At 38.8% G+C, this 24521-nt stretch carries 29 protein-coding genes; 10 read left to right on the forward strand and 19 right to left on the reverse strand.

The window, feature by feature from the left end:
* Positions 1-179: 179 nt before the first annotated feature.
* From AM305_RS09880 to AM305_RS09960, 17 genes are all read right to left on the reverse strand, one after another.
* On the reverse strand, positions 180-599 hold the full coding sequence (locus AM305_RS09880) for a F0F1 ATP synthase subunit epsilon (protein ID WP_005825605.1): 420 nt from the start codon (positions 597-599) through the stop codon (positions 180-182).
* Between the two features lie 37 nt (positions 600-636).
* The gene (gene atpD / locus AM305_RS09885; RefSeq protein WP_005818257.1) at positions 637-2010 is read right to left on the reverse strand and encodes a F0F1 ATP synthase subunit beta; all 1374 of its coding nucleotides are present in this window, start codon (positions 2008-2010) and stop codon (positions 637-639) included.
* 18 nt (positions 2011-2028) lie between these two features.
* Positions 2029-2895, reverse strand: coding sequence for a F0F1 ATP synthase subunit gamma (atpG, locus tag AM305_RS09890; protein WP_005825607.1), 867 nt, complete (start codon positions 2893-2895; stop codon positions 2029-2031).
* Positions 2896-2917: 22 nt separating this feature from the next.
* Positions 2918-4459: a F0F1 ATP synthase subunit alpha gene (gene atpA, locus AM305_RS09895; protein ID WP_005825609.1), complete on the reverse strand. Its 1542-nt coding sequence runs from the start codon at positions 4457-4459 to the stop codon at positions 2918-2920.
* 12 nt (positions 4460-4471) lie between these two features.
* The gene (gene atpH / locus AM305_RS09900; RefSeq protein ID WP_005825611.1) at positions 4472-5005 is read right to left on the reverse strand and encodes a F0F1 ATP synthase subunit delta; all 534 of its coding nucleotides are present in this window, start codon (positions 5003-5005) and stop codon (positions 4472-4474) included.
* Between the two features lie 13 nt (positions 5006-5018).
* Positions 5019-5489: a F0F1 ATP synthase subunit B gene (gene atpF / locus AM305_RS09905; protein WP_005818253.1), complete on the reverse strand. Its 471-nt coding sequence runs from the start codon at positions 5487-5489 to the stop codon at positions 5019-5021.
* Between the two features lie 60 nt (positions 5490-5549).
* Positions 5550-5804, reverse strand: coding sequence for a F0F1 ATP synthase subunit C (gene atpE / locus AM305_RS09910; RefSeq protein ID WP_005713637.1), 255 nt, complete (start codon positions 5802-5804; stop codon positions 5550-5552).
* A 138-nt stretch (positions 5805-5942) separates the two neighbouring features.
* A complete protein-coding gene (gene atpB, locus AM305_RS09915; RefSeq protein WP_005825613.1) occupies positions 5943-6731 on the reverse strand; it encodes a F0F1 ATP synthase subunit A in 789 nt (262 codons plus the stop codon).
* A 24-nt stretch (positions 6732-6755) separates the two neighbouring features.
* The gene (locus AM305_RS09920; RefSeq protein WP_005825615.1) at positions 6756-7136 is read right to left on the reverse strand and encodes an ATP synthase subunit I; all 381 of its coding nucleotides are present in this window, start codon (positions 7134-7136) and stop codon (positions 6756-6758) included.
* A gap of 233 nt (positions 7137-7369) precedes the next feature.
* A complete protein-coding gene (locus AM305_RS09925) occupies positions 7370-7660 on the reverse strand; it encodes a YfcZ/YiiS family protein (RefSeq protein ID WP_005825617.1) in 291 nt (96 codons plus the stop codon).
* Between the two features lie 63 nt (positions 7661-7723).
* Complete coding sequence (locus AM305_RS09930; protein WP_005825619.1) at positions 7724-8473, reverse strand: amino acid ABC transporter ATP-binding protein; 750 nt, start codon at positions 8471-8473, stop codon at positions 7724-7726.
* A gap of 15 nt (positions 8474-8488) precedes the next feature.
* Positions 8489-9205 carry an amino acid ABC transporter permease gene (locus AM305_RS09935; RefSeq protein WP_005825621.1) on the reverse strand — a complete coding sequence of 239 codons (717 nt, stop codon included), beginning with the start codon at positions 9203-9205 and terminating at the stop codon, positions 8489-8491.
* 162 nt (positions 9206-9367) lie between these two features.
* Positions 9368-9922 (reverse strand): YtfJ family protein, encoded by a 555-nt coding sequence (locus AM305_RS09940; protein ID WP_005825623.1) that lies wholly within the window; start codon positions 9920-9922, stop codon positions 9368-9370.
* Between the two features lie 81 nt (positions 9923-10003).
* Entirely contained in the window at positions 10004-10309 is a 306-nt protein-coding gene (locus AM305_RS09945) for a heavy-metal-associated domain-containing protein (protein WP_005825625.1), read from the reverse strand.
* A 2-nt stretch (positions 10310-10311) separates the two neighbouring features.
* Entirely contained in the window at positions 10312-10674 is a 363-nt protein-coding gene (locus AM305_RS09950; RefSeq protein ID WP_005825627.1) for a mercuric transporter MerT family protein, read from the reverse strand.
* Positions 10646-11752, reverse strand: a complete 1107-nt coding sequence (locus AM305_RS09955) for a transglutaminase-like domain-containing protein (protein ID WP_005825629.1) — start codon at positions 11750-11752, stop codon at positions 10646-10648. The genes AM305_RS09950 and AM305_RS09955 overlap by 29 nt, the downstream gene beginning before the upstream one ends.
* Positions 11753-11922: 170 nt before the next feature.
* Entirely contained in the window at positions 11923-12705 is a 783-nt protein-coding gene (locus AM305_RS09960; RefSeq protein ID WP_005825631.1) for an amino acid ABC transporter substrate-binding protein, read from the reverse strand.
* A gap of 209 nt (positions 12706-12914) precedes the next feature.
* On the opposite strand from AM305_RS09960, the gene AM305_RS09965 reads away from it, so the two are divergent.
* Positions 12915-13250 (forward strand): YgiW/YdeI family stress tolerance OB fold protein, encoded by a 336-nt coding sequence (locus tag AM305_RS09965; RefSeq protein WP_005825632.1) that lies wholly within the window; start codon positions 12915-12917, stop codon positions 13248-13250.
* A gap of 28 nt (positions 13251-13278) precedes the next feature.
* Here AM305_RS09965 and AM305_RS09970 read toward each other — a convergent pair whose 3' ends face one another.
* Positions 13279-13752 (reverse strand): YchJ family protein, encoded by a 474-nt coding sequence (locus AM305_RS09970; protein WP_005825634.1) that lies wholly within the window; start codon positions 13750-13752, stop codon positions 13279-13281.
* 470 nt (positions 13753-14222) lie between these two features.
* Here AM305_RS09970 and mnmG point away from each other — a divergent pair, with 470 nt between their 5' ends.
* Positions 14223-16115, forward strand: coding sequence for a tRNA uridine-5-carboxymethylaminomethyl(34) synthesis enzyme MnmG (gene mnmG / locus AM305_RS09975; protein ID WP_005825635.1), 1893 nt, complete (start codon positions 14223-14225; stop codon positions 16113-16115).
* A 198-nt stretch (positions 16116-16313) separates the two neighbouring features.
* Here mnmG and AM305_RS09980 read toward each other — a convergent pair whose 3' ends face one another.
* Positions 16314-16874: a hypothetical protein gene (locus AM305_RS09980; protein WP_005825637.1), complete on the reverse strand. Its 561-nt coding sequence runs from the start codon at positions 16872-16874 to the stop codon at positions 16314-16316.
* Positions 16875-17015: 141 nt separating this feature from the next.
* Here AM305_RS09980 and rsmG point away from each other — a divergent pair, with 141 nt between their 5' ends.
* The 8 genes from rsmG (at position 17016) to ybeD (ending at position 24426) form a co-directional block, all read left to right on the forward strand.
* On the forward strand, positions 17016-17633 hold the full coding sequence (gene rsmG, locus AM305_RS09985) for a 16S rRNA (guanine(527)-N(7))-methyltransferase RsmG (RefSeq protein WP_005825639.1): 618 nt from the start codon (positions 17016-17018) through the stop codon (positions 17631-17633).
* Between the two features lie 227 nt (positions 17634-17860).
* Positions 17861-18175 carry a ribosome silencing factor gene (gene rsfS, locus AM305_RS09990; RefSeq protein WP_005820442.1) on the forward strand — a complete coding sequence of 105 codons (315 nt, stop codon included), beginning with the start codon at positions 17861-17863 and terminating at the stop codon, positions 18173-18175.
* Complete coding sequence (gene rlmH, locus AM305_RS09995; protein WP_005825641.1) at positions 18175-18642, forward strand: 23S rRNA (pseudouridine(1915)-N(3))-methyltransferase RlmH; 468 nt, start codon at positions 18175-18177, stop codon at positions 18640-18642. Before rsfS ends, rlmH begins: the two co-directional genes overlap by 1 nt.
* 45 nt (positions 18643-18687) lie before the next feature.
* Complete coding sequence (gene mrdA / locus AM305_RS10000) at positions 18688-20649, forward strand: penicillin-binding protein 2 (protein WP_005825643.1); 1962 nt, start codon at positions 18688-18690, stop codon at positions 20647-20649.
* Positions 20642-21769 (forward strand): rod shape-determining protein RodA, encoded by a 1128-nt coding sequence (rodA, locus tag AM305_RS10005; protein WP_005825644.1) that lies wholly within the window; start codon positions 20642-20644, stop codon positions 21767-21769. Before mrdA ends, rodA begins: the two co-directional genes overlap by 8 nt.
* A gap of 166 nt (positions 21770-21935) precedes the next feature.
* On the forward strand, positions 21936-22508 hold the full coding sequence (locus AM305_RS10010; protein WP_005825646.1) for a septal ring lytic transglycosylase RlpA family protein: 573 nt from the start codon (positions 21936-21938) through the stop codon (positions 22506-22508).
* Between the two features lie 104 nt (positions 22509-22612).
* Positions 22613-23791, forward strand: a complete 1179-nt coding sequence (locus AM305_RS10015) for a serine hydrolase (RefSeq protein WP_005825648.1) — start codon at positions 22613-22615, stop codon at positions 23789-23791.
* A 335-nt stretch (positions 23792-24126) separates the two neighbouring features.
* Positions 24127-24426 carry a DUF493 family protein YbeD gene (gene ybeD / locus AM305_RS10020; RefSeq protein WP_005825650.1) on the forward strand — a complete coding sequence of 100 codons (300 nt, stop codon included), beginning with the start codon at positions 24127-24129 and terminating at the stop codon, positions 24424-24426.
* Positions 24427-24521 lie beyond the last annotated feature (95 nt).

The raw sequence follows: 24521 nt of genomic DNA on the forward strand, positions 1-24521 counted from the left end.
AAAAATGAAAACCTTGCAAGCACTTTTTTGCAAAAAAATTTAAAAAAATGATCGCTTGTTGAAAATAACAACTTTTAGCATAAATCAAAAACAAAAAAGGACGTTTTATTCATCAATGAAAAATAAACAACCAGAATTATCTTATAAAAAGAAACCCCAACCAATGGTTGGGGTTTAAATTATCTTCTACGAGAAAGTTGAGAATTAACGATATCGTAAACTCGTAACTTCGCAATTTCACGTGAAAGTTTCGCAGAAAGCTCTGCATTATTGCTTTTGCTTAAAATCTCTTCCGCTTTGCGTTTTGCCGCAAGAATTCGTTGTTGATCTAACTCTTCGCCACGAATTGCAACATCAGCTAGAACCGTTACGATTGTCGGTTGTACTTCTAAGAAGCCTCCCGATACATAAATAAATTCTTCACGACCATCTTGTAGGGTATATTTTACCATTCCGGGTTTAATTGATGTTAATAATGGTGTGTGTCCTGCATAAACACCAAGCTCACCATCAACACCTGTTACTCGAACGCTAACAACGCTACCGCTAAAGATTTTTTCTTCTGCACTTACGATATTAAGCTCAAATTGAGATGCCATTTTGTTCTCCTTTCGTTCCTAATGGGGTAGGGAACAATTACATCTTGCTCGCTCTTTCCACAACTTCGTCAATTGAACCTGCCATATAGAACGCTTGTTCCGGAATATGGTCATATTCGCCTTCTAAGATACCTTTGAAGCCACGGATTGTATCTTTTAATGATACATATTTACCTGGAGAACCGGTAAACACTTCCGCAACGAAGAATGGTTGAGATAAGAAACGTTCAATCTTACGAGCACGCGCAACCACTAATTTATCGTCTTCAGATAATTCATCCATACCTAAAATGGCGATGATATCTTTTAACTCTTTATAACGCTGTAATGTACCTTGTACTCCACGTGCAACATTATAGTGTTCTTCGCCAACCACTAACGGATCTAATTGACGAGAGGTTGAATCCAACGGGTCTACCGCAGGATAAATACCTAATGATGCAATGTTACGACTTAATACAACGGTTGAGTCTAAGTGCGCAAAGGTTGTTGCCGGAGATGGGTCTGTTAAGTCATCCGCAGGAACATAAACCGCTTGAACAGAGGTAATAGAACCTGTTTTGGTTGAGGTAATACGTTCTTGTAATACACCCATTTCTTCCGCTAATGTTGGCTGATAACCTACCGCAGAAGGCATACGACCTAATAACGCTGATACCTCTGTACCTGCAAGGGTATAACGATAGATGTTATCCACGAAGAATAAAACATCACGACCTTCATCACGGAATTTTTCCGCCATCGTTAAGCCTGTTAGCGCAACACGTAAACGGTTACCCGGTGGCTCGTTCATCTGACCGTAAACCAGTGATACTTTATCTAATACGTTAGAATCTGTCATTTCGTGGTAGAAGTCGTTACCTTCACGAGTACGCTCACCAACACCGGCGAATACTGAGTAACCAGAGTGTTCGATTGCGATATTACGGATTAACTCCATCATATTTACGGTTTTACCTACACCCGCACCACCGAACAAACCAACTTTACCCCCTTTCGCAAATGGGCAGATTAAATCGATAACTTTAATTCCGGTTTCTAATAACTCTGTGCTGTTAGATTGTTCTTCGTAGCTTGGTGCAGCACGATGAATATCCCAACGTTCTTCTTCGCCGATAGGACCTTTTTCATCGATAGGCTCACCTAATACGTTCATAATACGACCTAAGGTTTGAGTACCTACCGGCACTTGAATAGGGTTACCCGTATTTTCAACTTTTAAGCCACGTTTTAAACCATCTGATGTACCTAATGCGATACAACGCACTAAGCCACCACCTAATTGTTGTTGAACCTCAAGGGTTAAACCCGTTTCAACTTTTAACGCATCATATACTTTTGGTACTGCATCTTGAGGGAATTCAACGTCAATCACCGCACCGATGATCTGTACAATTTTTCCTGTTGCCATTACCGTTCCTCTTTCACCTTAAATTGCCGCAGCACCTGCAACAATTTCATTTAATTCATTTGTAATGCTTGCTTGGCGAGCTTTGTTATACACTAATTGCAATTCATCAATTAATGTTCCCGCATTATCTGTTGCGGCTTTCATTGCTACCATTCGAGCGGCTTGTTCAGAAGCAAGATTATCGACAATTGCTTGATATACCTGCGTTTCTAAATAACGAACTAATAAACTGTCCAATAAAACTTTTGGATTTGGTTCATAAAGATAATCCCACGAACCTTTTGTTTCTAATTCATCATTCTCTAACTGCGGTAACGGAAGTAATTGTGCAATAACCGGTTTCTGCGACATTGTATTTTCAAAGCGGTTATAAGCAACATAAACAGCATCAATTTCGCCTTCACGATAGGCATTGATCATACCATTTACAATCCCAACAATGTTTTCCATTTCGGGTCTATCGCCTAAACCTGTTACTTGAGCCTTAATATCTAAACCAATGTTTTGATAAAAACTTGCCCCTTTTGAACCTACTAAGCCAAGTACAACACTAACGTCTTTATCTTTCCACGTTTTAAATTCATTTAAAGTTGCTTTGAATAAGTTGATATTCAGACCGCCACATAAGCCACGGTCTGTTGAAATCACTAAATAGCCAACTTTCTTAATTTCACGTTCAGTTAAAAACGGGTGCTTGTAACCAATGCTTCCTTTCGCAATATGGCTGATCACCTTACGGATGGTTTCCGAATAAGGACGACTTGCCGCCATACGCTCTTGCGTTTTACGCATTTTAGAGGTAGCAACCATTTCCATTGCTTTCGTAATTTTTTGGGTATTACGAACACTCGCAATCTTGGTTCTTATCTCTTTAGCACCTGCCATAATATTTCTCCGCTAGTCGTGATTACCACGCACCATTCTTTTTGAAGCCCTCAACGATAGCTTTTAATTGATCCTTAATAGCATCATTAAAATCGCCTGATTTCGCTAAATCCTTCATAAAGTCTAAATGGTTGCTGTTTGCGTAAGCAAGTAATGCTGTTTCGAATGAACCAATACGCTCAAGTTCAACATCATCTAAATAACCAAACTCAGCAGCAAAAAGCACTAACGCCTGTTCGCTTACCGGCATTGGTGCAAATTGTTTTTGTTTCAACAATTCTGTTACTTTTTGACCGTGAGAAAGCTGTTTACGAGTTGCATCATCAAGATCTGAAGCAAACTGAGCGAATGCGGCTAATTCACGATATTGTGCTAACGCTGTACGAATACCACCGGATAATTTTTTGATTACTTTAGTTTGCGCCGCAGAACCTACACGAGATACCGAAATACCTGGGTTTACCGCCGGACGGATACCTGAGTTAAATAAGCTCGATTCTAAGAAAATCTGACCATCAGTAATCGAAATTACGTTAGTTGGAACGAAGGCTGATACGTCCCCTGCTTGTGTTTCGATGATTGGTAATGCGGTTAAAGAACCTGTTTGACCTTTTACAGCACCGTTAGTGAAACGTTCTACATAGTCTGCATTTACACGCGCTGCACGCTCAAGTAAGCGAGAATGTAAGTAGAATACATCACCCGGGAATGCTTCACGACCTGGTGGACGGCGTAAAAGAAGTGAAATTTGACGGTAAGCAACAGCTTGCTTAGATAAATCATCATAAACGATTAATGCATCTTCACCACGATCACGGAAATATTCACCCATTGCACAACCAGAATATGGCGCAAGGTATTGTAATGCTGCAGATTCAGATGCTGACGCCACCACAACAATCGTATTTTGTAATGCACCGTGTTCTTCTAATTTACGCACCACGTTTGCAATTGTTGAAGCTTTCTGACCGATAGCAACATAGATACATTTAATACCTGAATCTTTTTGTGCAATGATCGCATCGATAGCAAGTGCTGTTTTACCGGTTTGACGGTCACCGATGATAAGCTCACGCTGACCACGACCGATTGGTACCATTGAGTCAACCGCTTTATAACCAGTTTGAACCGGTTGATCAACAGATTGACGGTCAATAACACCCGGCGCAATCACTTCAACCGGAGAGAAACCATCGTTTTCAATCTCGCCTTTACCATCGATTGGCTGACCTAAAGTATTTACCACACGACCTAATAAACCACGACCCACAGGTACTTCTAAAATACGACCAGTACATTTTACTGTCATACCTTCTGCTAAATCGGCATAAGGTCCCATCACTACCGCACCGACTGAATCACGTTCTAAGTTTAGTGCGATAGCATAACGATTGCCCGGAAGCTCAATCATTTCCCCTTGCATTACATCTGCAAGACCGTGAATACGGATAATACCATCGCTTACAGAAACGATCGTACCGGTACTTTGCGCTTCACTTACCACGTTAAATTGGGCAATACGCTTTTTAATCAATTCACTAATTTCTGTTGAATTTAGTTGCATTTTTTATTCCTCTTACAAGCTCAACGCTTGATTTAAGCGGTTTAATTGACCACGACTACTTCCATCAATTACTACATCATCATATTCAATGATCACACCGGCAATTAATGATTTATCAAGTTGAGTGGTTAAACGCACTTTTTGACCAAGACGTTTTTCCATTGCTCTCAAGATTTTTTCTTCTTGTGCTTGATCTAATTCGGTAGCACTGATGACGTTTACATCTTTTACTGCTTCATGTGCTGCTCTGAGTGATAAAAACTCAGCTAACACTGCAGGTAATGCAGATAAACGTTTGTTTTCAGCCATGATACGAATGAAATTTTGCCCATATTGGTCTAGTTGTTCGCCACAAATTTTGCAAAAGAAATCTGCAATCTGACCGCTTGCAAGAGAAGCTGAAATATATTCAGATACTTGCTCGTTCTCAGCCACTAACGCTGAAAATTGTAACATCTCTTGCCATTTATCCAACTGACCTTGCTCTAAAGCAAAATCAAAAGCTGCTTTAGCATAGGGGCGAGCAACTGTACTTAATTCTGACATCTGCCCCACCTTATTATAGTTCTGCAACTAGCTTATCAATAATGTCATTGTTTGCCGCTGCATCCACAGAACGACCCACAATTTTTTCAGCACCGGCAACGGCTAATGCTGCTACTTTTTGACGAAGCTCTTCTTGAACTCGTTTACGTTCACTTTCTACTTCTGCGTAACCTTGTTCAATAATGCGTAAACGTTCTGCTTCAGCTTCTGCTTGAACAGACTCTAAAATTTCATTACGGCGTTTAGTTGCTAAGTCAATAATATGCTGAGCTTCTTCGCGAGCTTTAACAAGTTCTTGTTCCACTAATACTTTCGTATCCGCTTGTTCTTGTTTTGCTTTTTCTGCACTCGCAAGCGCATCAGCAATGTTTGCTTGACGCGTTTCAATCGCGTTAATCAACGGTGGCCATACAAATTTCATGCAAAACCACACAAATAGTGCGAATGCAATCAACTGACCAATTAATGTTGCATTTAAATTCACAACGCCCTCCTAAAAGTCGGTTAAGTTATTCGAATGAATAACGGTTAATCAAATCCCGACTTATTTCAATAAATCAATGAACGGGTTTGCGAAGATGAAAAGTAAAGAAATACCTACTGCAATCATTGCAATCGCATCTAAAAGCCCCGCAACGATAAACATTTTTGTTTGTAAGCTGCTTGCTAATTCAGGTTGGCGAGCTGAAGACTCTAAGAATTTACCACCTAAAATCGCAAAGCCAATTGCAGTACCTAATGCTGCGAAAGCAAGTAGGATTGATGCACCAATAATCGTTGCTGTAATTACAGTTTCCATAATGTTCTCCATAATTTAAGGAATTTAGCCAAAGGCTAGGGTTAATAAAAAAGTTAAGAAAAAACACACTCGGGTTTTGTCAGCGGTCTGTTTTTGCAAACAATTTACAAAATATCACCGCTTCCCCATTTATTTTGTTTAGTGATCTGCTTTGTTATAAGCAATACTCAAATAAACAATCGTTAGCATCATAAAAATAAACGCTTGTAAGGTGATAACCAAAATATGGAAGATCGCCCAAGCTAAGTGTAATGGCAAACCTAATACTTGAAGTAAGAAGTTATCTGCCATATACATGACGGCAATAAGGATAAAGATTAGCTCACCAGCATACATGTTTCCGAATAAACGGAAAGCTAAAGAGATCGGTTTTGCTAATAAGGTAACCATTTCTAACACAAAGTTTACCGGAATAAACGCCCAATGATTAAATGGGTGAAGCGTATACTCTTTCACAAAGCCAGAAACGCCTTTTGACTTGATCGTATAGAAAATAATGAGTGCAAAAACACAGATCGACATCCCAAGCGTTGCGCTAATATCCGCCGTTGGCACTGCACGTAAATAATGAATACCGAATAATGCGGCTAATTGAGGTAAGAAATCAACTGGGATTAAGTCAATCGCATTCATGACAAACACCCAACAGAATACGGTTAATGCTAATGGCGCAACTACTTCACGTGTACCATGAAAGTTTTCTTTGATTAAACCATCAACCCACTCCACAATCATTTCAACAAAACATTGAAATTTACCCGGCACGCCCGATGTTGCTGTTTTAGCAACTTTGCGGAAGAAGAATAAAAAGATTACCGCAGAGACTACTGAAAAGAACAGAGTATCTACGTGTACATTCCAAAACCCATCCCCTGTTTTCAAAAACGAAAGGTGGTGACTAATATAGTCAGCGGTATTTCCAGCCATAATTTATCCTTTTAAAATTAAAAACTATACAGCTTGCCGATTTAACGCTATCGGTAAAACGATATTGAGTCCTAAAACCAAAATATAACCAATAAAAAAGAAAAGAAGTTTAAGATGAGGGATAAAAATAAAACTTAATGCAATCAATATAATTGCCACCAGCCATTTCATACCTTCGCCTCGATAAAAAGCGGTTATTTTTTGTTGATTTTTTGCGGTTCTAAAGAACACCCAATACACAAAAACACAATGAGGGAGGAACGCAGAAAATGCGCCAACAAGAAAAGACATGCTTGCTGAGAATTGAATCAATGAAACAAAACATACGCCGAGTAAGATAACACCAATTTCCCATTTAATGGCTTTAATATATTGTTGTTTTGCTCGGGTAATTACAGCCGACATATTATTCCTTTTTTCCACACTGTAATTTAATAAAAGATCATTCAGATTATACTCACTACTCAAGGGGATGTTCAACAAAAATCATCTTCAAACTGCGTTATAAAACATCAATTTGTTAAAATTTAGTTAATTAAAGTCTTTTTTCTCTTTGAGAGAATTTATTTTATTTTGTGAAATAAATTAAACAAAAAATAAAAAAGCGAGAAACTTAAATTTCTCGCTCTAAATAACCATTAAATCGTTCTTGTGCCTAATTGAAAAATAACCACTTCTGCTTGGCAGCTAAAACCGAATTGTGCAGAAAGTTTAACACCATTTTCTACCGCGACAATTTGGCTATTGATTTGGCAAGGTTCACTTTCAACATCACGAGCTTTTTCAGTTAAACGCGCTAACGCATCATTTGCTTCCGCTTCGGTTGCATAAACACGTTCAAAAGTCGCCACAGTTTCGCTATTATCTAAAATAGAACCTACATCAAAGGTATTACAACCTGTACATTCAATTGGTTTTTCGTCTTTCATAATATCGCCTTAAAAGAAAAATAATATGGTTACTTTAATACTAAAAAATCGGTAGGTCAAACGCTAATCGGCTCGAATTTGATGTAAAAAGCGTTTTGTCCGCGCATGTTGAGGATTTTCAAACAACTGCTTCGGCGATCCTTGCTCCACGATTTCGCCCCCATCCATCACCACAACAATATCCGCCACATCTAACGCAAATTTAATCTCGTGAGTAACCACTACCATCGTCCAGCCTTCATTTGCCAAGGCTTTCATCGTATTTAATACATCTTGCACCAATTCCGGGTCAAGGGCAGAGGTTGGTTCATCAAATAGCATTAATTCCGGTTGTAATGCCAACGCTCGAGCAATTCCAACACGCTGTTGTTGCCCCCCTGAAAGTTGATAAGGGTATAAATCCACTTTATCCGCAAGACCAACCTTGCTCAGTAGTGCTAACGCCTCTGATTTTGCTTGCTCCACCGATTTGCCTTGCACAAAAACAGGTGCTTCCATCACATTTTCAAGAGCGGTTTTATGTGGGAAAAGATTATAATTTTGGAACACCATACCGGATTTACGGCGAAGTGATAGAATAGCTTTTTTACTTGGTTTTGCCCCAAAATCTATACTTAACGGTTGAGCATTATCAAAGGTAATTGTGCCTTGTTCCGGCATTTCAAGCGCATTTAAGCAACGTAAGAAAGTGGTTTTTCCTGAACCTGAAGGTCCTAAAATCACAACCACCTGCCCTTTTTCAATACTTAAATCAATCCCCCGTAAAATCGTATTTTGCCCAAATGTTTTATGAATGTTCTTAATTTTTATCATCATCATTCCTTACGCTTATTTTGCGACAAATCGATTAAAACGCGTTTCCAATTTGGCTTGAATATAAAAAAGTACCCAACAAAAACACCAATAAATTAAACCTGCCTCAATATATACAGGCAAAAAGTCATAGGACATATTTGCCATTTGCTGTGCCACACGGAACATTTCTGTTACGGTTACCACAGACGCTAGCGAAGTATCCTTAAACAACCCGATAAATGTATTACTTAACGGAGGAACAGCAACACGCACGGCTTGTGGTGCAATAATACGGCGAAAGGTTTGCATGTAAGTCATACCTATCGTAAAGCCGGCTTCCCATTGTCCTTTAGGCACAGAAGAAATTGCCGCACGAACGGTTTCAGAGGCATAAGCGCCGATATTTAAAGAAAAGCCGATAATCGCTGCAGGAATAGGGTCTATGAACACACCAATCGCAGGTAATCCGTAGAAAACTACCGATATTTGAACCAACATCGGTGTACCACGAATAATGGAGATATAGACCTTAACGATAGCCAATGCGATACGATGTAATACGCCATTAACCGGTGTAACACGAATTAAAGCTACACCCACCGCAATGACCATACCAATAATAAAAGAGGCTATCGCTAAAGGAATAGACACAAGCACCGCAGCTTCAACCATTGGCCAAAAGGCATCAATGACCAACTTCACTCGGGCTTCATCCATAAAAGGGATTTGAAGTAAAAGATTTTCTAACACAATCAGTCCTTAAAAACAATTTTTACCGATTGTAAGGGAAATCTGACCGCTTGCAAATGTACAAACAAGCATAGAACAAATAAAAAAGGAATATAAATAGACAAGCGGTTATTTTATAACTCTTTTTTGCAAAATATGTCTAAAATAACCGCTTAATGATTTTTAGAGTAAAGATTTCACCAACGCAATCACAGATTGAATTTCTTGCGGCGTTAATTTTCCTTCTTTCACAAATTGGGCTTTACCGTTCTTATCCAATACGACAATCAAACTCTCTTTTTCTTTCAATGCCCAAGCATTTTTGACCGAACTTTGTTGATCTAAAATAACCTGACTATGAGGATTCTGCTTTTTCCCTTTTTCAGCGCTACTTTTTACAAAAGGACCAGTGCCAATAATCGCATCATCAGCGTTGATAATCGTGGTTGTTTGATATTTTGTTCTGTCAAATTTTTCAGCTTTAATCGCATCCATTAGCGCTTCATTTTTTTCTTTCACGCTACTACGACCGGCAATATGCTGAATAACACGAACTTTCCCTACCAAATTCGCCGAACGCCAAGATTGATAATTTACCTCGCCATTTGATAATACCAGTTCGCCATCTTTGGCAACTGCCACAGGCGCTAAACCATTATTTAGCGTAATATTATGAGCAAATGAAGAATGGGTAAAGAATGCCGATGCAAGAATCGTTGAAAATACTATTTTTTTCATATTATCTCTTTAAAATAAAAATCAGTTAGAAAATAAATTCTACGTGAAATAAAAACTAAAACAAATCGGAACTGTTATTGTTTAAATAACTTTTGCCGTATATTGTAAATTACCAATTGCTTTTATTAACTGTTCATTTGTCACTTGAGTTTGAGTAACAATTTTGACTGTTCTAGCTTTCATATCTGCTTTGGTTGAAATAACACCATCTATTGCTCGTAATTCCTTATTTACTAAATAGACACAGAGCTGACAATGCATCTCACTCACCAGAAGCGTAACCTCTCGCTCTACACTTTCTATCTGTTTTTGAGGATTTTCCACAGCATAAAGTGAAGATAAAGGCATAAAGGTGCTAAAAATAGCAATCAACCATAATTTTTTCATTTTTATGAAATCCATTCTAATATATAAGGAAGTAACGTAGGATAAGATAGAAAAAATAACATAATAAAAAACACAACCCAATATAAAATAATCAACGTTTTACGAGAAAAATATCGAGTACAAATGATTTTATTAGAGAAATTTAATAACCAAAAACCATAGCCAAATGCACCTAAAGAAACAATTAACATAGGTATTCGTAAATATTCAAAACGGTTTAATTCCATCAACCATGTAGAAGAGATACCAAACATTAAATAAACCAAAGGCGCTATACAACATAATGTAGAGGTTACTGCTGCAATAACAGCAGTAACACAACTAGCAATAAAGCGATTATTTAATTTCTTTAGAGATAAGTTCATAACCAAACTCTTTTGCATCAAAAGAATTAAGCGGATCTCCTCCAACTTCGGCATAAGGATAACCAAAGTTATTGATCGGTGTTAATTCTGGTTTAGGGTAAAGATTAAAATCTCGAGCATAATTGAAACCAACCCAATTAGCTTCCCAGTTCCCGAATAAGTAATTTGCCACAGCCTGAGTATCACTGTCTTCTACGGATTTTTTCTCTGTTAAACGCATTTTGGCCACATCCGCCGAATCAACAGGAACCCAACCAAATCCTGCTAAATAAAATTCTGCACGACAATGTTGCCCCCCATTCACATTAGCGATACCTTCTTTTGCACTACCAAAAGCGGTTTTAGAGTACTTTTCTAGTTTTGGTGCAGCACCTAAACGAATACCAAACACTTCCCTTGCCGGAATATCAGATGCACGAGCTAAAGCAACGAATACCGAATTAATATCGGTACATTTTCCTTTTAATACACCTGTTGTCAGGATTTTTTCAACATCTCCATCGCCACACCCCAGAACAGAATTATCACGTTCCATGTTTTTTACGATCCATTGATGAATCAATTTTGCTTTTTTAAGTGGATTTGTTTCTTTCCCAACAATTTTATCCGCATATTCTTTTACAATCCCATCCGTTTTAATATGAGCGGTTGATTTCAAATAGGGCAATACATCAACAGAATATTCTATTTTGTCAGGCATTTTATAATCTTTTAATGCTCCCGTAACCATAGGTTCACGGTCCTGAGTCTGAATAACCATTTTCACTTTTAATAAGCGTTTATCTGCTTTTTCATCCCAGTTTGCATAAAGCGTTTTAGCTCCATATTGGTTATTTTCTGTAATAAATGCATCACGATAATTACCTTCAAACTCAATAGATTTAACGGTTTGATAATCGCTATTAAAAGGCAAAGGAATCCAAAGTTTGGTTTCGCCCTGAGAACCTTTTGGTATAACTAAATCATAGGTGCTAGTAAATTCATAAGTATGAAAAGTTGTATTTGAATTAACTTGAGAGAGAGAAGCTGCGTATGCCATACCTGAAGTTAGCATAGAGGCAATGATAAGTTTTTTCATATTGTGTACCTTAAAATAAACATAACTTGCTATATTTTGGTGTTCAGAATGAACACACTAAGCATACGTGAATTTAGGCAAAATAAAAAGACTATCTAAAAAATAAGCGGTTAAATTTGCAAAACATTTTACAAATCCAACCGCTTAGTAAATATTGGTGATCGAGATGATTATTTGTTACTTACGTCTTGACCAAAGAACTGTTCGCCTAATTTTTTCAAAGTACCATCTTTTTTCAATTCAACAATCACTGCACTGATTTTATCTAAGGCTTCTTGATTACCTTTATTTGCCACTAAACCGGCGCCCACTTTATCGCTTGATTCCCAAAAGATTTTTAAATCTGATTTTGGATTTTTCTTCAAGTAATCTAATACGGCTAAAGAGTCGTTGAAGGTAAAATCTGCACGTTTGGTTTCAATCACTTTCACGCTTTGAGCTAAGCCATCAACCGGCACAATCACCGCTTCATATTTACGCGCTAATTCGCCATAGTTTGAGGTTAAAGATTGTGCTGCTTTTAAACCTTTTACATCTTCCACTTTTTTAATGCGGGTTTCATCTTTTGGCGCAGCTAATACTGCACCAGACCAGTTATAAGGTTCGGTTTTATCAAAAGTGGCTTGACGCTCCGGTGAAGTTAATGCCACCTGATTTGCCACTAAATCAAAACGATCTGCTTTTAAGCCAGCTAACATTGAGTCCCAGTTGGTTTCTTTAAACTCAACTTTCACGCCTAATTTATCCGCAATAGCTCGAGTTACTTCTACATCATAGCCGGTTAATTTGCCGCTCTCATCGTGGTAAGTAAAAGGCGCATAAGTTCCTTCTGTACCGACTGTAATCGTACCTTTATTATTGATACGTTCAAGTAAGCTCTCTTTAGCAAATGACGTTGCTGATGTTGCTAAAGCTAAGGTTGTTAATGCGATAACGGATAATTTTTTTAACATAATGAATTCCTCAAAAGGTAAAACTGAAATTGGTTGCCAATGTAAAAGCAAAATGCTTTGCTTGCAAATAACTAAATGGAATATATGTTAATAAAATGTTGTGATATAAAATGATTATATAAATTTTTATATACCTTTGATTTTAATTAAGAATTTCTTAAGCTTTTTTAATTACACTCAGTTTACTATTAACAATAAATGGAGTTTATATGAAAAAGCTATTCGTTATTGTATTATGCGCCTTTAGCTGTTCTGCCTTTGCCGGATTTAATCCCGATAATTCTAATCTAAAAACTATCGAACAAGCCGAAGCGTTACCAAACCATTCAACAGTGATGTTAGAAGGCTATATCGTTAGCCAAGCAAAGAAAAAAGAGTTCTATTTTAAAGATATGCAAAACAAATTGATTAGATTAAAAATCGAAGATCATATCTGGCACGGTTTAGACGTTTCACCAAACACCAAAGTACGAATTCAAGGGAAAATTGATAAATACTTGCTCAAATCACATATTGAAGCTTATCAAATAGACAAAATTAACTAATAAGAAGGTGGGGAAATCCCACCTTTTTCTATAAAAATCCGCCACAGCAATGCTTAAATTTTTTTCCGGAACCACAAACACAAAGCTGTTTTTGCGAAGGAAGTGGAACAGTCGGATCAACAAAAAACCAACGCTCATTGATTTTCACAAATAATGATCGCTCGTGGTGCGCTTCAATCCCGTTTTCGGTTTCAAAAAAGGCTTTAAACTCCACGATACTATGAATTTTTGAGATTGCCGGTAAATGCTGCACAATCTCTAACCCTTTCCAAGCCGTTGTTTCTCCCCACGTTTTCATGGCGGTTTGATCTAATAATCCCTGCTGGCTTGGCACTGTTGTTGCAACAATATAGGGAATATCAACTAACGTATATGCACTATATCGAGAACGCATCAATTGTTCAGCGGTTTGCGCAAAACCTTGGTTTAAATGGAAAGGTTGGCAACATTCCGCATAGCATTTTCCTGATTGACAAGGGCACGCTTTATTTTCTTCAAACATTTTCGATTCCAATAAGTAAAAAAGTGGAGAAATTTTACCGCTTATTTCCTTAAAAAAGAAATCTCTTACTCAAAAAGCGTGACAACCCCATTGTGGATAACTTTGCTAAAATTGCGAGAATAACTTGAGATCTATTCAAAATAACCTTATTACTTTTTCTCCCTTGTGGATAACTTTACTTTTTATCCACAGGAATATCTTTTACATTACTCAAGATCTTTTCAATAACAAGATCTCCTTAACGCTTTGATTTTACTTTAAAATTTGTAGTTATCCTTGTTAGCGCTTACCGCTAATAATCATAATAATAAAGATCTCTATATAAAAGATCTATTTTAATATTAGCGATCTTCCAATCTTATAAAAGGATCCATTTATATCAAAATCTCTTTTCCCGATCTTCTGATTTTAAGGTAAAATAGACGATCTTTCATTTGAACAAATTTCTCACAAAATATAAAAGGCAATATATGATTTATAATAAAACTTACGATGTGATTGTCGTGGGTGGTGGACATGCAGGAACGGAAGCAGCACTAGCCCCTGCGCGTATGGGTTTAAAAACCTTACTTTTAACACACAATGTAGATACCTTAGGACAAATGTCTTGTAACCCAGCGATTGGTGGGATCGGTAAAGGACATTTAGTCAAAGAAATTGATGCGATGGGCGGTTTAATGGCAACGGCAACGGATAAAGCAGGGATCCAATTCCGTACCTTAAACAGTTCAAAAGGCCCAGCGGTTCGAGCTACCCGTGCGCAAGCAGACCGTGTACTTTACCGCCAAGCGGTGCGTACTGCATTAGAAAATCAACCGAATTTAGACATTTTCCAACAAGAAGTAGTCGATATTCTGGTTGAGAATAACCGTGCAGTCGGAGCAGTAACCAAAATGGGCTTAACCTTTAAAGCGAAAGCAGTCATTTTAACCGCAGGCACTTTCTTGGCGGGTAAGATCCATATCGGTTTAGATAATTACGCCGGTGGACGTGCAGGCGACCCGGCAGCAACGATGTTGGCTGATCGTCTGCGTGATCTCAATTTGCGTGTAGATCGTTTAAAAACAGGCACACCGCCACGTTTAGATGCTCGCACGATCAATTTTGATGTGTTGGCAAAACAGCACGGGGACGAGGTTTTACCTGTAATGTCATTTATGGGGTCAGTTGAACAACACCCTCGCCAAATTCCGTGTTACATCACTCACACTAACGAACAAACTCACGATTTGATCCGTAATAGTTTAGATCGTAGCCCGATGTATACAGGGATTATCGAAGGGATCGGGCCTCGTTATTGCCCGTCAATTGAAGACAAAGTAATGCGTTTTAGCGATCGTAACAGCCATCAGATCTACCTCGAACCTGAAGGCTTAACCACTATTGAGGTTTACCCGAACGGGATTTCAACCAGTTTGCCGTTTGATGTGCAAATGGGGATCGTCAATTCAATGAAAGGCTTGGAAAACACCCGTATTATCAAACCGGGTTATGCCATTGAGTACGACTATTTCGACCCACGAGATCTAAAACCAACCCTTGAAACCAAAGCGATTGACGGCTTATTCTTTGCCGGACAAATTAACGGCACAACCGGCTATGAAGAAGCGGCGGCGCAAGGTTTATTGGCTGGGATCAACGCTGGTTTACAAGTACAAGGCAAAGATGCGTGGTTCCCAACCCGTGATTTAGCTTACACGGGCGTATTGGTGGACGATCTCTGCACCTTAGGTACCAAAGAACCGTATCGAGTATTCACTTCCCGTGCGGAATACCGCTTGTTGTTGCGTGAAGACAATGCAGATGCCCGTTTAACACCGATTGCCCATCAGTTTGGTTTAATTGATGAAGCACGTTGGGCTCGTTTTAACGAGAAGATGGAAAACATCGAAAAAGAGAAAGCACGCTTGAAACAGACGTGGGCGCACTTACAAATGGCGAACCTTGCGGAAGTGAATGCGTTATTAAATAGTCCACTTGCCCGTGAAGCAAGCGGTGAAGATTTAATTCGCCGTCCTGAAGTGACTTACGAAGCCTTAACTCAAATTGCCCCTTTTGCACCGGCGATTGAAGATAAAGAAGCAGCCGAGCAAGTGGAAATTTCGATTAAATATCAAGGCTATATCGAACATCAACAACAAGAGATCGAACGCCACAAACGCCACGAAAACACCCAAATTCCAGCTGAATTTGATTACGACAAAGTGGAAAGTTTATCTAATGAAGTGCGAGCGAAGCTGATGCAACACCGCCCTGTCTCTATCGGACAAGCCAGCCGTATTTCAGGCATTACCCCAGCGGCGATTTCCATTTTGTTGGTGAATTTGAAAAAGCAAGGTATGTTGAAAAGAGGCGAGTTGTAAAATATAGCGTTGAATAAACTATTTAACGTGATATTTTTGTGGAAGTACTCTCTCTATTAAACTATAATGTTCTCAACAAAACGTACAAGCAGGGATAGAGAAATCTAGCGTTTGTCCAGCCGAAAGGCTACTAGCCCAAGAGCAGTTATAAAGCGAACCCTGTACAGCCCCGCCTTGTGTGGGGCTTTGTTTTATCTGCTATACAGGGCGTTTTATACGCTTATTTGTGATTGTATTATGTAATAAAACAAAAAGTGAAACTGGTTTACGGCGAAGCATTGTCTTATTCGGACGGTAATCAAGGCTCCGTAGATAGGCACTATTAATGAAAATATGCACATCACACGTTTTAGATTTTTTCAATGAAAAATAAATTTCATAATCCACCATTTCCCCTTGTTGGTTCTGTATTGAAATGGTTAAAAATTTATCGTTTGCTGATGTGAAATAACATTTATGCTTATCTAAATTTCTCAAAATTTCAGGAAGTTTGAGAGAAAGCTGATAACGTTCAGGGCAAAATAAACGAATTTCTTTATCGGTCACATAATGTAATGAATTATCAAAATTTGCTAGCGTTTCACCTTTGTGTACGTTTGGACTTTTAGTAAAACAATGTGTACCAAATTCAATTAAACAGCGATAACGCTTTTCGCTTTGGGATTTTGTAGCAACTTGCACAAATTCAGTATAAAACGCATTTAAGTGCGATAAATTGTAAATTTGTTGATCTAGTGTAAAAGGTTTAAACTTAAGCATAGAGATAAAAAGTCAGAATACTTGAGCAAAATGATACCATTAAGAACGATGATATTCACTATATAAATAGTGTTTATTTTTACAGTTATTATAACAAATCATAAAATTTCAGAGTTTTGTAATTAAATAGGAATTTGCAAAATGTTAGAAAAATTAGACCGCTTGCTCAGTCAAGCAAACATATCTTTGACCGATCAGCAAAAACAACAGTTGGTTGATTTCGTCAAATTATTGGATAAATGGAACAAGGCCTATAACCTTACCTCTGTGCGTAATCCCGATGAAATGTTGGTTAAGCATATAATGGATAGCCTTGTGGTTAGCCAACATTTACAGGGGCAACAGTTTATTGATGTGGGAACTGGCCCAGGTTTACCGGGTATTCCGCTGGCAATCGCTAACCCTGATAAACAGTTTGTGTTGTTAGACAGCTTAGGCAAACGTATTACCTTTATCAAAAATGCTATTCGAGAGCTAAAACTGACTAATGTAACGCCTGTGTTAAGTCGGGTTGAAGAGTACCAAGAACAACAATTTGACGGCGTATTAAGCCGAGCTTTTGCTTCGTTAAATGATATGGTTGATTGGTGCTACCATTTGCCAAATACAAGCGGTCATTTTTATGCGTTAAAAGGACAATATCAGCCGGAAGAGTTGGCAGACGTGAGCAAGCCAATTGAGTTAGTCGAAGTGATTAAATTAGATGTGCCTGAATTAGTGGGCGAACGGCATTTAGTTATTTTGAAAAATAGTAAATAACGAGATAAGTTAAAGTATTTCCTATCCCCCGGCGTAAACGAAGGGGGATAAATGAAATGAGATTTTGTGTCACTGCTCACAATACCGCATAATTACCACTTCTTTTGCCCAAACTTCGTTTAACTGCCATTGTAAAAAATTTGCAAATTCCTACCGCTTATTTTTTTATCCCTTTCTAATCTGTGTTAAAATTCCCCGTTTTTAGTAATTACGAATGGAAAAGAAACGTGGAAAAACAATTAGTCGAATTTTTAACAACCACTTTAGATGATTTAAAAGCACAAAATATTTTAGCCATTGATGTTCGTGGCAAATCAAGTATTACGGATACGATGATTATCGCAACGGGGACTTCGGTGCGTCACGTTGCGGCAACGGCAGATAAATTAGCCGCAGAAGCAAAACAAGCCGGTTTTGAGGTGTTTGGTGATGAAGGTAAAGCCGTGGCGGATTGGATTGTCGTGGATTTCGGACAAGCTATCGTACATTTACTTCAAGCAGATGCCCGTGAAATGTACCAATTAGAGAAGCTTTGGTCGTAATGAAAATTAAATTAATCGCCGTAGGGCAAAAAATGCCTGATTGGGTAAAAGTGGGTTTTGAAGAATATCAACGCCGTTTCCCGAATGATATGCCCTTCGAATTGATTGAAATTCCAGCCGGTAAACGTGGTAAAAATGCGGATATTAAACGTATTCTTGAGCAAGAAGGCAAGGCGATGTTAGTAGCAGCCGGTAAAGGAAAAATCGTTACATTAGATATCCCTGGAAAGCCGTGGACAACCGAGCAACTGGCGAAGCAATTAGAAGGTTGGAAAAATGATGGGCGAGATGTCTGTTTACTCATTGGGGGGCCTGAAGGGTTATCGCCGGAATGTAAACAAGCCGCTGAACAAAGTTGGTCGCTTTCGCCTTTGACGTTGCCACATCCTTTGGTGCGAGTTGTGGTCGCAGAAAGTTTATATCGTGCGTGGTCTTTAAGCACTAACCACCCTTATCATCGTGAATAAAAAAAGCGGTGTGATTTAAAGAAAATTTTGCAATTTGAGATAAGTATGTTTGGTAAACTCGGAAAATTGATGTCGGCTAAGCCTCATGAGAAAGTGAGAAACGGGCAAGCGGAGAGTAATTTGTTTGCTCGCCGTGCGGTCGTGGCTTTTGCCGGTGTACTTGCTTTAACCGGTGTGTTGATTGCTAATCTGTACCATCTCCAAGTCAGTAGTTATGAAGATTATCAAACTCGCTCGAATGGCAACCGTATTAAATTATTGCCTGTTCCGCCAACGCGCGGGTTAATTTACGACCGCAATGGTAAAGTGTTGGCAGAAAATATAACCTATTTTGGGTTATTCATTGTGCCGGAAAAAACACAGGATTTAGAACAAACTTTAATCGACCTTAAAGAGGTGGTGGGCTTAACAGACGAAGATATTGAGAATTTCCGCAAAGAGAAAAAGCGGACTTCACGTTATACGCCGATTTTATTGAAAGGCAATTTAAACGAAGAACAAATGGCACGTTTTGCTGTTAATCAATATCGCTTCCCAAGTCTAGATGTTCAAGCCTACTACAAACGTAACTACCCTTATGGTGAAACGCTAACCCATATTTTAGGTTATGTTGCAAAAATTAACGAAAAAGACAAGAAAAAACTCGAAGAAGAGGGGAAATTCGGTAATTATGCAGGTTCTCACGATATGGGGAAACTGGGTATTGAAAAGTACTACGAAGATCAGCTACACGGGCAAACAGGATTTGAAGAGGTAGAAATCAATAACCGAGGAAAGGTTATTCGTAAATTACGCGATCAAGAAGGTGCGGCAGGCAGTTCTATTCGTTTAACCATTGATGTGGAATTACAACAATATATCCAGAATTTATTGGGTAATCAGCGTGGTTCGGTGGTTGTGATGGATCCTCGTGATAGCAGTATTTTGGCGATGGTAACCAACCCAAGTTATGATAATAACTTATTTGTAGGGGGGGTATCCGGTAAGGATTATAAAGCATTATTGGAAGACCCGGCTCGTCCGCTTTATAGTCGAGCAACGCAGGGGACTTATCCACCGGCATCGACCGTGAAACCTTTTTACGCTGTGATGGGGTTAGCAGAAGGAAAAATTACGCCGACCACCACCATTTTTGACCCTGGCTACTGGATTTTGCCGGGAACGACACAACGCTATCGTGACTGGAAAAAATCCGGACATGGAGCCACGAATGTCAATAAAGCGATTACTGAGTCTTCAGATACCTTTTTCTATCAGTTAGCATACGATACAGGCATTGATAAGATGTCTGAGTGGATGAAAAAATTTGGTTTTGGACAGAAAACCGGTATCGATCTTTTTGAAGAGTCTGCCGGTGTTATGCCAAGCAAAGAGTGGAAAATGGCTCGCTATAAAAAACCTTGGGTGCAAGGGGATACCATTCCGGTTGGAATTGGGCAAGGTTATTGGATTGCCACACCACTACAACTTGCGAAGGCAACTTCTGTGTTGATCAATAATGGTCGTGTTAATACGCCTCATTTAATGAAAGAAGTGATGAGTGCAAAAGCGGTAGAACCTTACAAAGACCCAGCGCTTTACGAAGATATTAGCGGTGTGCCGGAGCGTTTTTGGCAAGTGGCAAAACTGGGAATGTATAACGTAATCAATGCTGGGAATGGTACGGGGAAGAAAGCGGGGGGCTCGTTCTATCGTGCTGCCGGTAAAACAGGAACAGCACAGGTGTTTAACTTAAAAGGTGGCAAATATAATAAAAATGCCTTGAAAAAAGAGTTGCACGACCATGCGTGGTTTATGGGTTATGCGCCTTATGATAATCCTAAAGTGGTGGTCGCTATCATTTTAGAAAATGCCGGCGGTGGTGGTAGTGTGGCAGCACCGGTTGCGCGTAAAGTCTTTGATTTTGCGTTATCCAATACATTGAAAAATGATGGTGCTCAACCTTTGCAAAAAAATGAACAAATTCAACCGCTTGAAACAATGCCAGAGGACGAAGTAAATGAATAACGGTTTTAAAAAACTCTTTTGGAAAGTCTTTTCTCTTGATGTATGGCTATTACTCGGATTATTAACAATTACCGGATATGGTTTACTTGTTTTATATAGTGCAAGTGGTGCGAGCGAACGGATGTTTACCAACCGAGTTGTCCAAGTAACATTAGGTTTGGGCGTAATGTTCGTCATGGCAATGATTCCACCAAGAGTCTATAAACAAGTTTCGCCTTATCTTTATGCGGTAATGATAGTGATGTTGGTGTTAGTCGATTTAATCGGTGAGACCAGTAAAGGTGCGCAACGTTGGCTCAATTTAGGCTTTGTGCGTTTTCAGCCTTCGGAAATTGCGAAATTAGCAGTGCCTTTGATGGTGGCAACCTTTTTAAGTAATCGCCCATTACCACCGAGTTTTAGAGATACCTTTATTGCTTTAGCCATTATTGTTTTTCCAACCTTGCTCGTTGCGATGCAACCAGACTTAGGAACTTCTATTCTTGTTTGTGCGGCAGGGATTTTCGTGCTGTTTTTAGCCGGACTGAGTTGGAAATTGATTGGTGCTGGTGTGGTTTTTCTTGCCGGGTTTATTCCGATAATGTGGTTTTTTTTGATGCATGATTATCAAAAAACACGGGTAATGACGTTGATCGACCCGGAGAAAGATCCATTGGGTGCAGGTTACCATATTATTCAGTCAAAAATTGCGATTGGTTCAGGCGGACTACACGGAAAAGGTTGGATGGAAGGTACGCAATCTCAACTTGAATTTTTGCCTGAGCCTCATACCGATTTTATCTTTGCGGTATTAAGCGAAGAACATGGTTTAATCGGTGTGTTGATCTTATTAGCCATCTATTTGTTTATTATTGCACGAGGGCTGATGATTGGGGCGAAATCGGATAATGCGTTTGGACGTATTCTTTCCGGTGGCACAGCATTACTCTTTTTTGTGTATGTTTTTGTAAACATTGGTATGGTAAGTGGTATTTTGCCCGTAGTTGGTGTACCCTTACCACTGTTTAGCTATGGGGGAACATCTTATGTTACACTTATGGCGGCTTTTGGGTTGATGATGTCAAGCTACGTGCATAGAAAACGAGCAAATGACAACAATCCTTATAGTAAACTTAAATAATTTTTGAATTAAAATTAAACTTTTGCTTTTTTGCGGTATCAAAAAGCACATACAAGAGCAGTTATCTACTAGAGATTAACAGCCAACCATCGCGTTTTTTTAAGCGTGATGGGTAATACAAACATCGTTACAAACGAAACGATATCTCAATGAGGAATACATACTTATGCGATTAAGTAAAATTGTAACCCTGTTGTTAGCTGGATTCTTAACATTCGGATCATTGAATTCTGTTGCAGCAACTAAACACGCAAAAACAAGTGTGAAAACGACAGTAGTAGCCCAAAAGAAGGTTGTTGCTAAAGTTAAAACATCAAAACAAACGGTGAAAGCGGTTAAATCTTCGCAAAAATCTGCGAAAAAAGCCGAGAAAGTAAAACAAAACACACATAAAAAAGTCGCTCGCAAACATTTTCAATCCGGTGTTGCAAGCTACTATGCAGACAAGTTTAACGGTCGCCGTACCGCAAATGGCGAAACCTTTAATAACGCTGCAATGACTGCTGCCCATAAAACATTACCTTTTGGGACGTTAGTTGAAGTGACGAATATGCGTAATGGTAAAAAGGTGGTCGTGCGAGTAAATGACCGAGGCCCTTATGCCCATGCTCGTGTCATTGATTTATCGAAAACAGCAGCGCGTCAATTAGGTATGCATCATTCAGGTACAGCTAAGGTTAAATTAGCGATCTTGAATAAAAATAAAAAATCAACTGAAATTCAGGAAGAAGATATTTAATTTTTCTGAAGCCGGTTTATTTAAGGGGTTGTTGGTTACCAACAAGCCCTTAGTTTTTATCGTTATTTTATAAAATTAAATTTAAACAGTTCGGAATCTTTAATATGAAAAAAACATTATTAAAATCGGTTAGCCTTTGTGCTATGGCGCTTTCCTCTTTTGCTTATGCAGATGTGAATACAGATTTTGGCATTAGTGCACCGCAATTAAATGCCCAAACCTATATTCTCATGGATTATAACTCAGGTGCTGTATTAGCAAGTTTAAATCCGGATCAACGTCAATATCCTGCCTCATTAACTAAAATGATGACGGCTTATGTTGTGGGTGATGCAATTAAGCAAGGCAAAGTACGTAATAGCGATATGGTAACCGTGACCGAAAATTCTTGGGCGCAAAAATTCCCAGGTTCTTCATTAATGTTTTTAGATTTAAACACGCAAGTTTCGGTAGGCGATCTAATGAAGGGGCTGATTATTGTTTCGGGTAATGATGCAGCTGTTGCCTTAGCGGAACATACTTCAGGTTCACAGCAAGCATTTATTGACCAAATGAACAAATACGCACAACAGTTTGGGTTAAAAAATACTTATTTTACCACCGTACACGGTTTAGATGATCCAAACCAATTTTCTTCAGCGCGTGATATGGCGATTATTGGTACGCACGTGATTCGAGATCAACCGGAAGAATATAAAATCTACGCAGAAAAAGAATTCCAATATAACATCAAAAAACCACAACCAAACCGCAACGGTTTATTGTGGGATAAAACGATGAACGTAGATGGTATGAAAACAGGGCATACCGATAAAGCAGGCTATAACCTAGTCGCTTCGGCAACGAACAGTAATACTCGTTTAATCTCTGTGGTCATGGGTGTACCAACTTATAAAGGTCGTGAAGTTGAAAGTAAAAAACTACTGCAATGGGGTTTTGCGAATTTTGAAACGGTAAAATCATTACCGGCAGGTCAAGCGATTAAAGAAGAAAGTGTATATTACGGTGATGCGAATAAAGTCCAACTTGGTTCTGTTCAAGATAGCTTTATTACTATTCCGAAAGGAAAATCAGCCGACTTAAAAGCCCGTTATGAATTAGACACTAAAAGCCTAGAAGCACCTTTAGCAAAAGGGCAAGTTGTGGGTAAAGTGATTTATCAACTCGATGGTAAAGATGTAGCGAGCAGTCCTTTACAGGCATTACAAGAGGTTCAAGAAGCCGGTTTATTTGGTAAAGCGTGGGATTGGTTGGTGCTAACAGTGAAGAGTTTATTCAACTAATTCACAGACCTTGTAATTTAAAAACCGATCCCCATATATAGGGGCAAGATAGCAAGCGGTGGGATTTCGCAAATTTTTCGGTATTAGTAGCAGTTGCACAAAATTTTATTTAATTTCTCCCCCTCCGTTTACGGAGGGGGGATAGGGGGGAGGGAAAATACTTTAACTTCTCTCATTGTATTCTTTTCCCCTCCCTCAGCCTTCGGCAGCTCCCTCCGTAAACGGAGGGAGCGAAAGTCTTTGAGCTAAATGATTCTTTGTGTAAATGCTACATAATACCGAAATTTTTTGCTAAATTTCACCGCTTCCGTATTATTTAAGATAAGGAAAATATTATGACTCAAAATAAAACAGTAAATCTTCAAGATCTTCCACAAGCAAAATTAAGAGACTTATTAGAATTCCCGTGTGCATTTACTTTCAAAGTGGTGGGCACACATCGTGATGATTTAATTGATGATGTCGTTGCCGTCACGCAAATTCACGCAAAAGGCGATTATAACCCACGTGAACAACGCAGCTCAAAAGGGACTTATAACTCTGTTTCCATTGATATCATTGCAGAACATATTGACCAAGTTGAAACGCTTTATGAAGAACTTGCGAAAATCCAAGGTGTAAGAATGGTGTTATAATCTTACCTGTGAATGTTTGAACTAAGCAGTTCTTAGTGATTACACAAAAGTTAAATTTTTATAAAATTGCGTAGGGGCGGGGTTTATCCCCGCCC

The sequence above is a fragment of the Actinobacillus minor NM305 genome (genome assembly GCF_000175195.1).
In the GTDB taxonomy this organism is placed as follows: Bacteria; Pseudomonadota; Gammaproteobacteria; order Enterobacterales; family Pasteurellaceae; genus Haemophilus_A; species Haemophilus_A minor.

What these genes read in the sequence shown, in the direction of transcription:
- AM305_RS09880 (WP_005825605.1), bottom strand. Translation starts at nt 599, where the DNA reads ATGGCATCTCAATTTGAGCTTAATATCGTAAGTGCAGAAGAAAAAATC.
- atpD (WP_005818257.1), bottom strand. Translation starts at nt 2,010, where the DNA reads ATGGCAACAGGAAAAATTGTACAGATCATCGGTGCGGTGATTGACGTT.
- atpG (WP_005825607.1), bottom strand. Translation starts at nt 2,895, where the DNA reads ATGGCAGGTGCTAAAGAGATAAGAACCAAGATTGCGAGTGTTCGTAAT.
- atpA (WP_005825609.1), bottom strand. Translation starts at nt 4,459, where the DNA reads ATGCAACTAAATTCAACAGAAATTAGTGAATTGATTAAAAAGCGTATT.
- atpH (WP_005825611.1), bottom strand. Translation starts at nt 5,005, where the DNA reads ATGTCAGAATTAAGTACAGTTGCTCGCCCCTATGCTAAAGCAGCTTTT.
- atpE (WP_005713637.1), bottom strand. Translation starts at nt 5,804, where the DNA reads ATGGAAACTGTAATTACAGCAACGATTATTGGTGCATCAATCCTACTT.
- atpB (WP_005825613.1), bottom strand. Translation starts at nt 6,731, where the DNA reads ATGGCTGGAAATACCGCTGACTATATTAGTCACCACCTTTCGTTTTTG.
- AM305_RS09920 (WP_005825615.1), bottom strand. Translation starts at nt 7,136, where the DNA reads ATGTCGGCTGTAATTACCCGAGCAAAACAACAATATATTAAAGCCATT.
- AM305_RS09925 (WP_005825617.1), bottom strand. Translation starts at nt 7,660, where the DNA reads ATGAAAGACGAAAAACCAATTGAATGTACAGGTTGTAATACCTTTGAT.
- AM305_RS09930 (WP_005825619.1), bottom strand. Translation starts at nt 8,473, where the DNA reads ATGATAAAAATTAAGAACATTCATAAAACATTTGGGCAAAATACGATT.
- AM305_RS09940 (WP_005825623.1), bottom strand. Translation starts at nt 9,922, where the DNA reads ATGAAAAAAATAGTATTTTCAACGATTCTTGCATCGGCATTCTTTACC.
- AM305_RS09945 (WP_005825625.1), bottom strand. Translation starts at nt 10,309, where the DNA reads ATGAAAAAATTATGGTTGATTGCTATTTTTAGCACCTTTATGCCTTTA.
- AM305_RS09950 (WP_005825627.1), bottom strand. Translation starts at nt 10,674, where the DNA reads ATGAACTTATCTCTAAAGAAATTAAATAATCGCTTTATTGCTAGTTGT.
- AM305_RS09955 (WP_005825629.1), bottom strand. Translation starts at nt 11,752, where the DNA reads ATGAAAAAACTTATCATTGCCTCTATGCTAACTTCAGGTATGGCATAC.
- AM305_RS09960 (WP_005825631.1), bottom strand. Translation starts at nt 12,705, where the DNA reads ATGTTAAAAAAATTATCCGTTATCGCATTAACAACCTTAGCTTTAGCA.
- AM305_RS09965 (WP_005825632.1), top strand. Translation starts at nt 12,915, where the DNA reads ATGAAAAAGCTATTCGTTATTGTATTATGCGCCTTTAGCTGTTCTGCC.
- AM305_RS09970 (WP_005825634.1), bottom strand. Translation starts at nt 13,752, where the DNA reads ATGTTTGAAGAAAATAAAGCGTGCCCTTGTCAATCAGGAAAATGCTAT.
- mnmG (WP_005825635.1), top strand. Translation starts at nt 14,223, where the DNA reads ATGATTTATAATAAAACTTACGATGTGATTGTCGTGGGTGGTGGACAT.
- AM305_RS09980 (WP_005825637.1), bottom strand. Translation starts at nt 16,874, where the DNA reads ATGCTTAAGTTTAAACCTTTTACACTAGATCAACAAATTTACAATTTA.
- rsmG (WP_005825639.1), top strand. Translation starts at nt 17,016, where the DNA reads ATGTTAGAAAAATTAGACCGCTTGCTCAGTCAAGCAAACATATCTTTG.
- rlmH (WP_005825641.1), top strand. Translation starts at nt 18,175, where the DNA reads ATGAAAATTAAATTAATCGCCGTAGGGCAAAAAATGCCTGATTGGGTA.
- mrdA (WP_005825643.1), top strand. Translation starts at nt 18,688, where the DNA reads ATGTTTGGTAAACTCGGAAAATTGATGTCGGCTAAGCCTCATGAGAAA.
- rodA (WP_005825644.1), top strand. Translation starts at nt 20,642, where the DNA reads ATGAATAACGGTTTTAAAAAACTCTTTTGGAAAGTCTTTTCTCTTGAT.
- AM305_RS10010 (WP_005825646.1), top strand. Translation starts at nt 21,936, where the DNA reads ATGCGATTAAGTAAAATTGTAACCCTGTTGTTAGCTGGATTCTTAACA.
- AM305_RS10015 (WP_005825648.1), top strand. Translation starts at nt 22,613, where the DNA reads ATGAAAAAAACATTATTAAAATCGGTTAGCCTTTGTGCTATGGCGCTT.
- ybeD (WP_005825650.1), top strand. Translation starts at nt 24,127, where the DNA reads ATGACTCAAAATAAAACAGTAAATCTTCAAGATCTTCCACAAGCAAAA.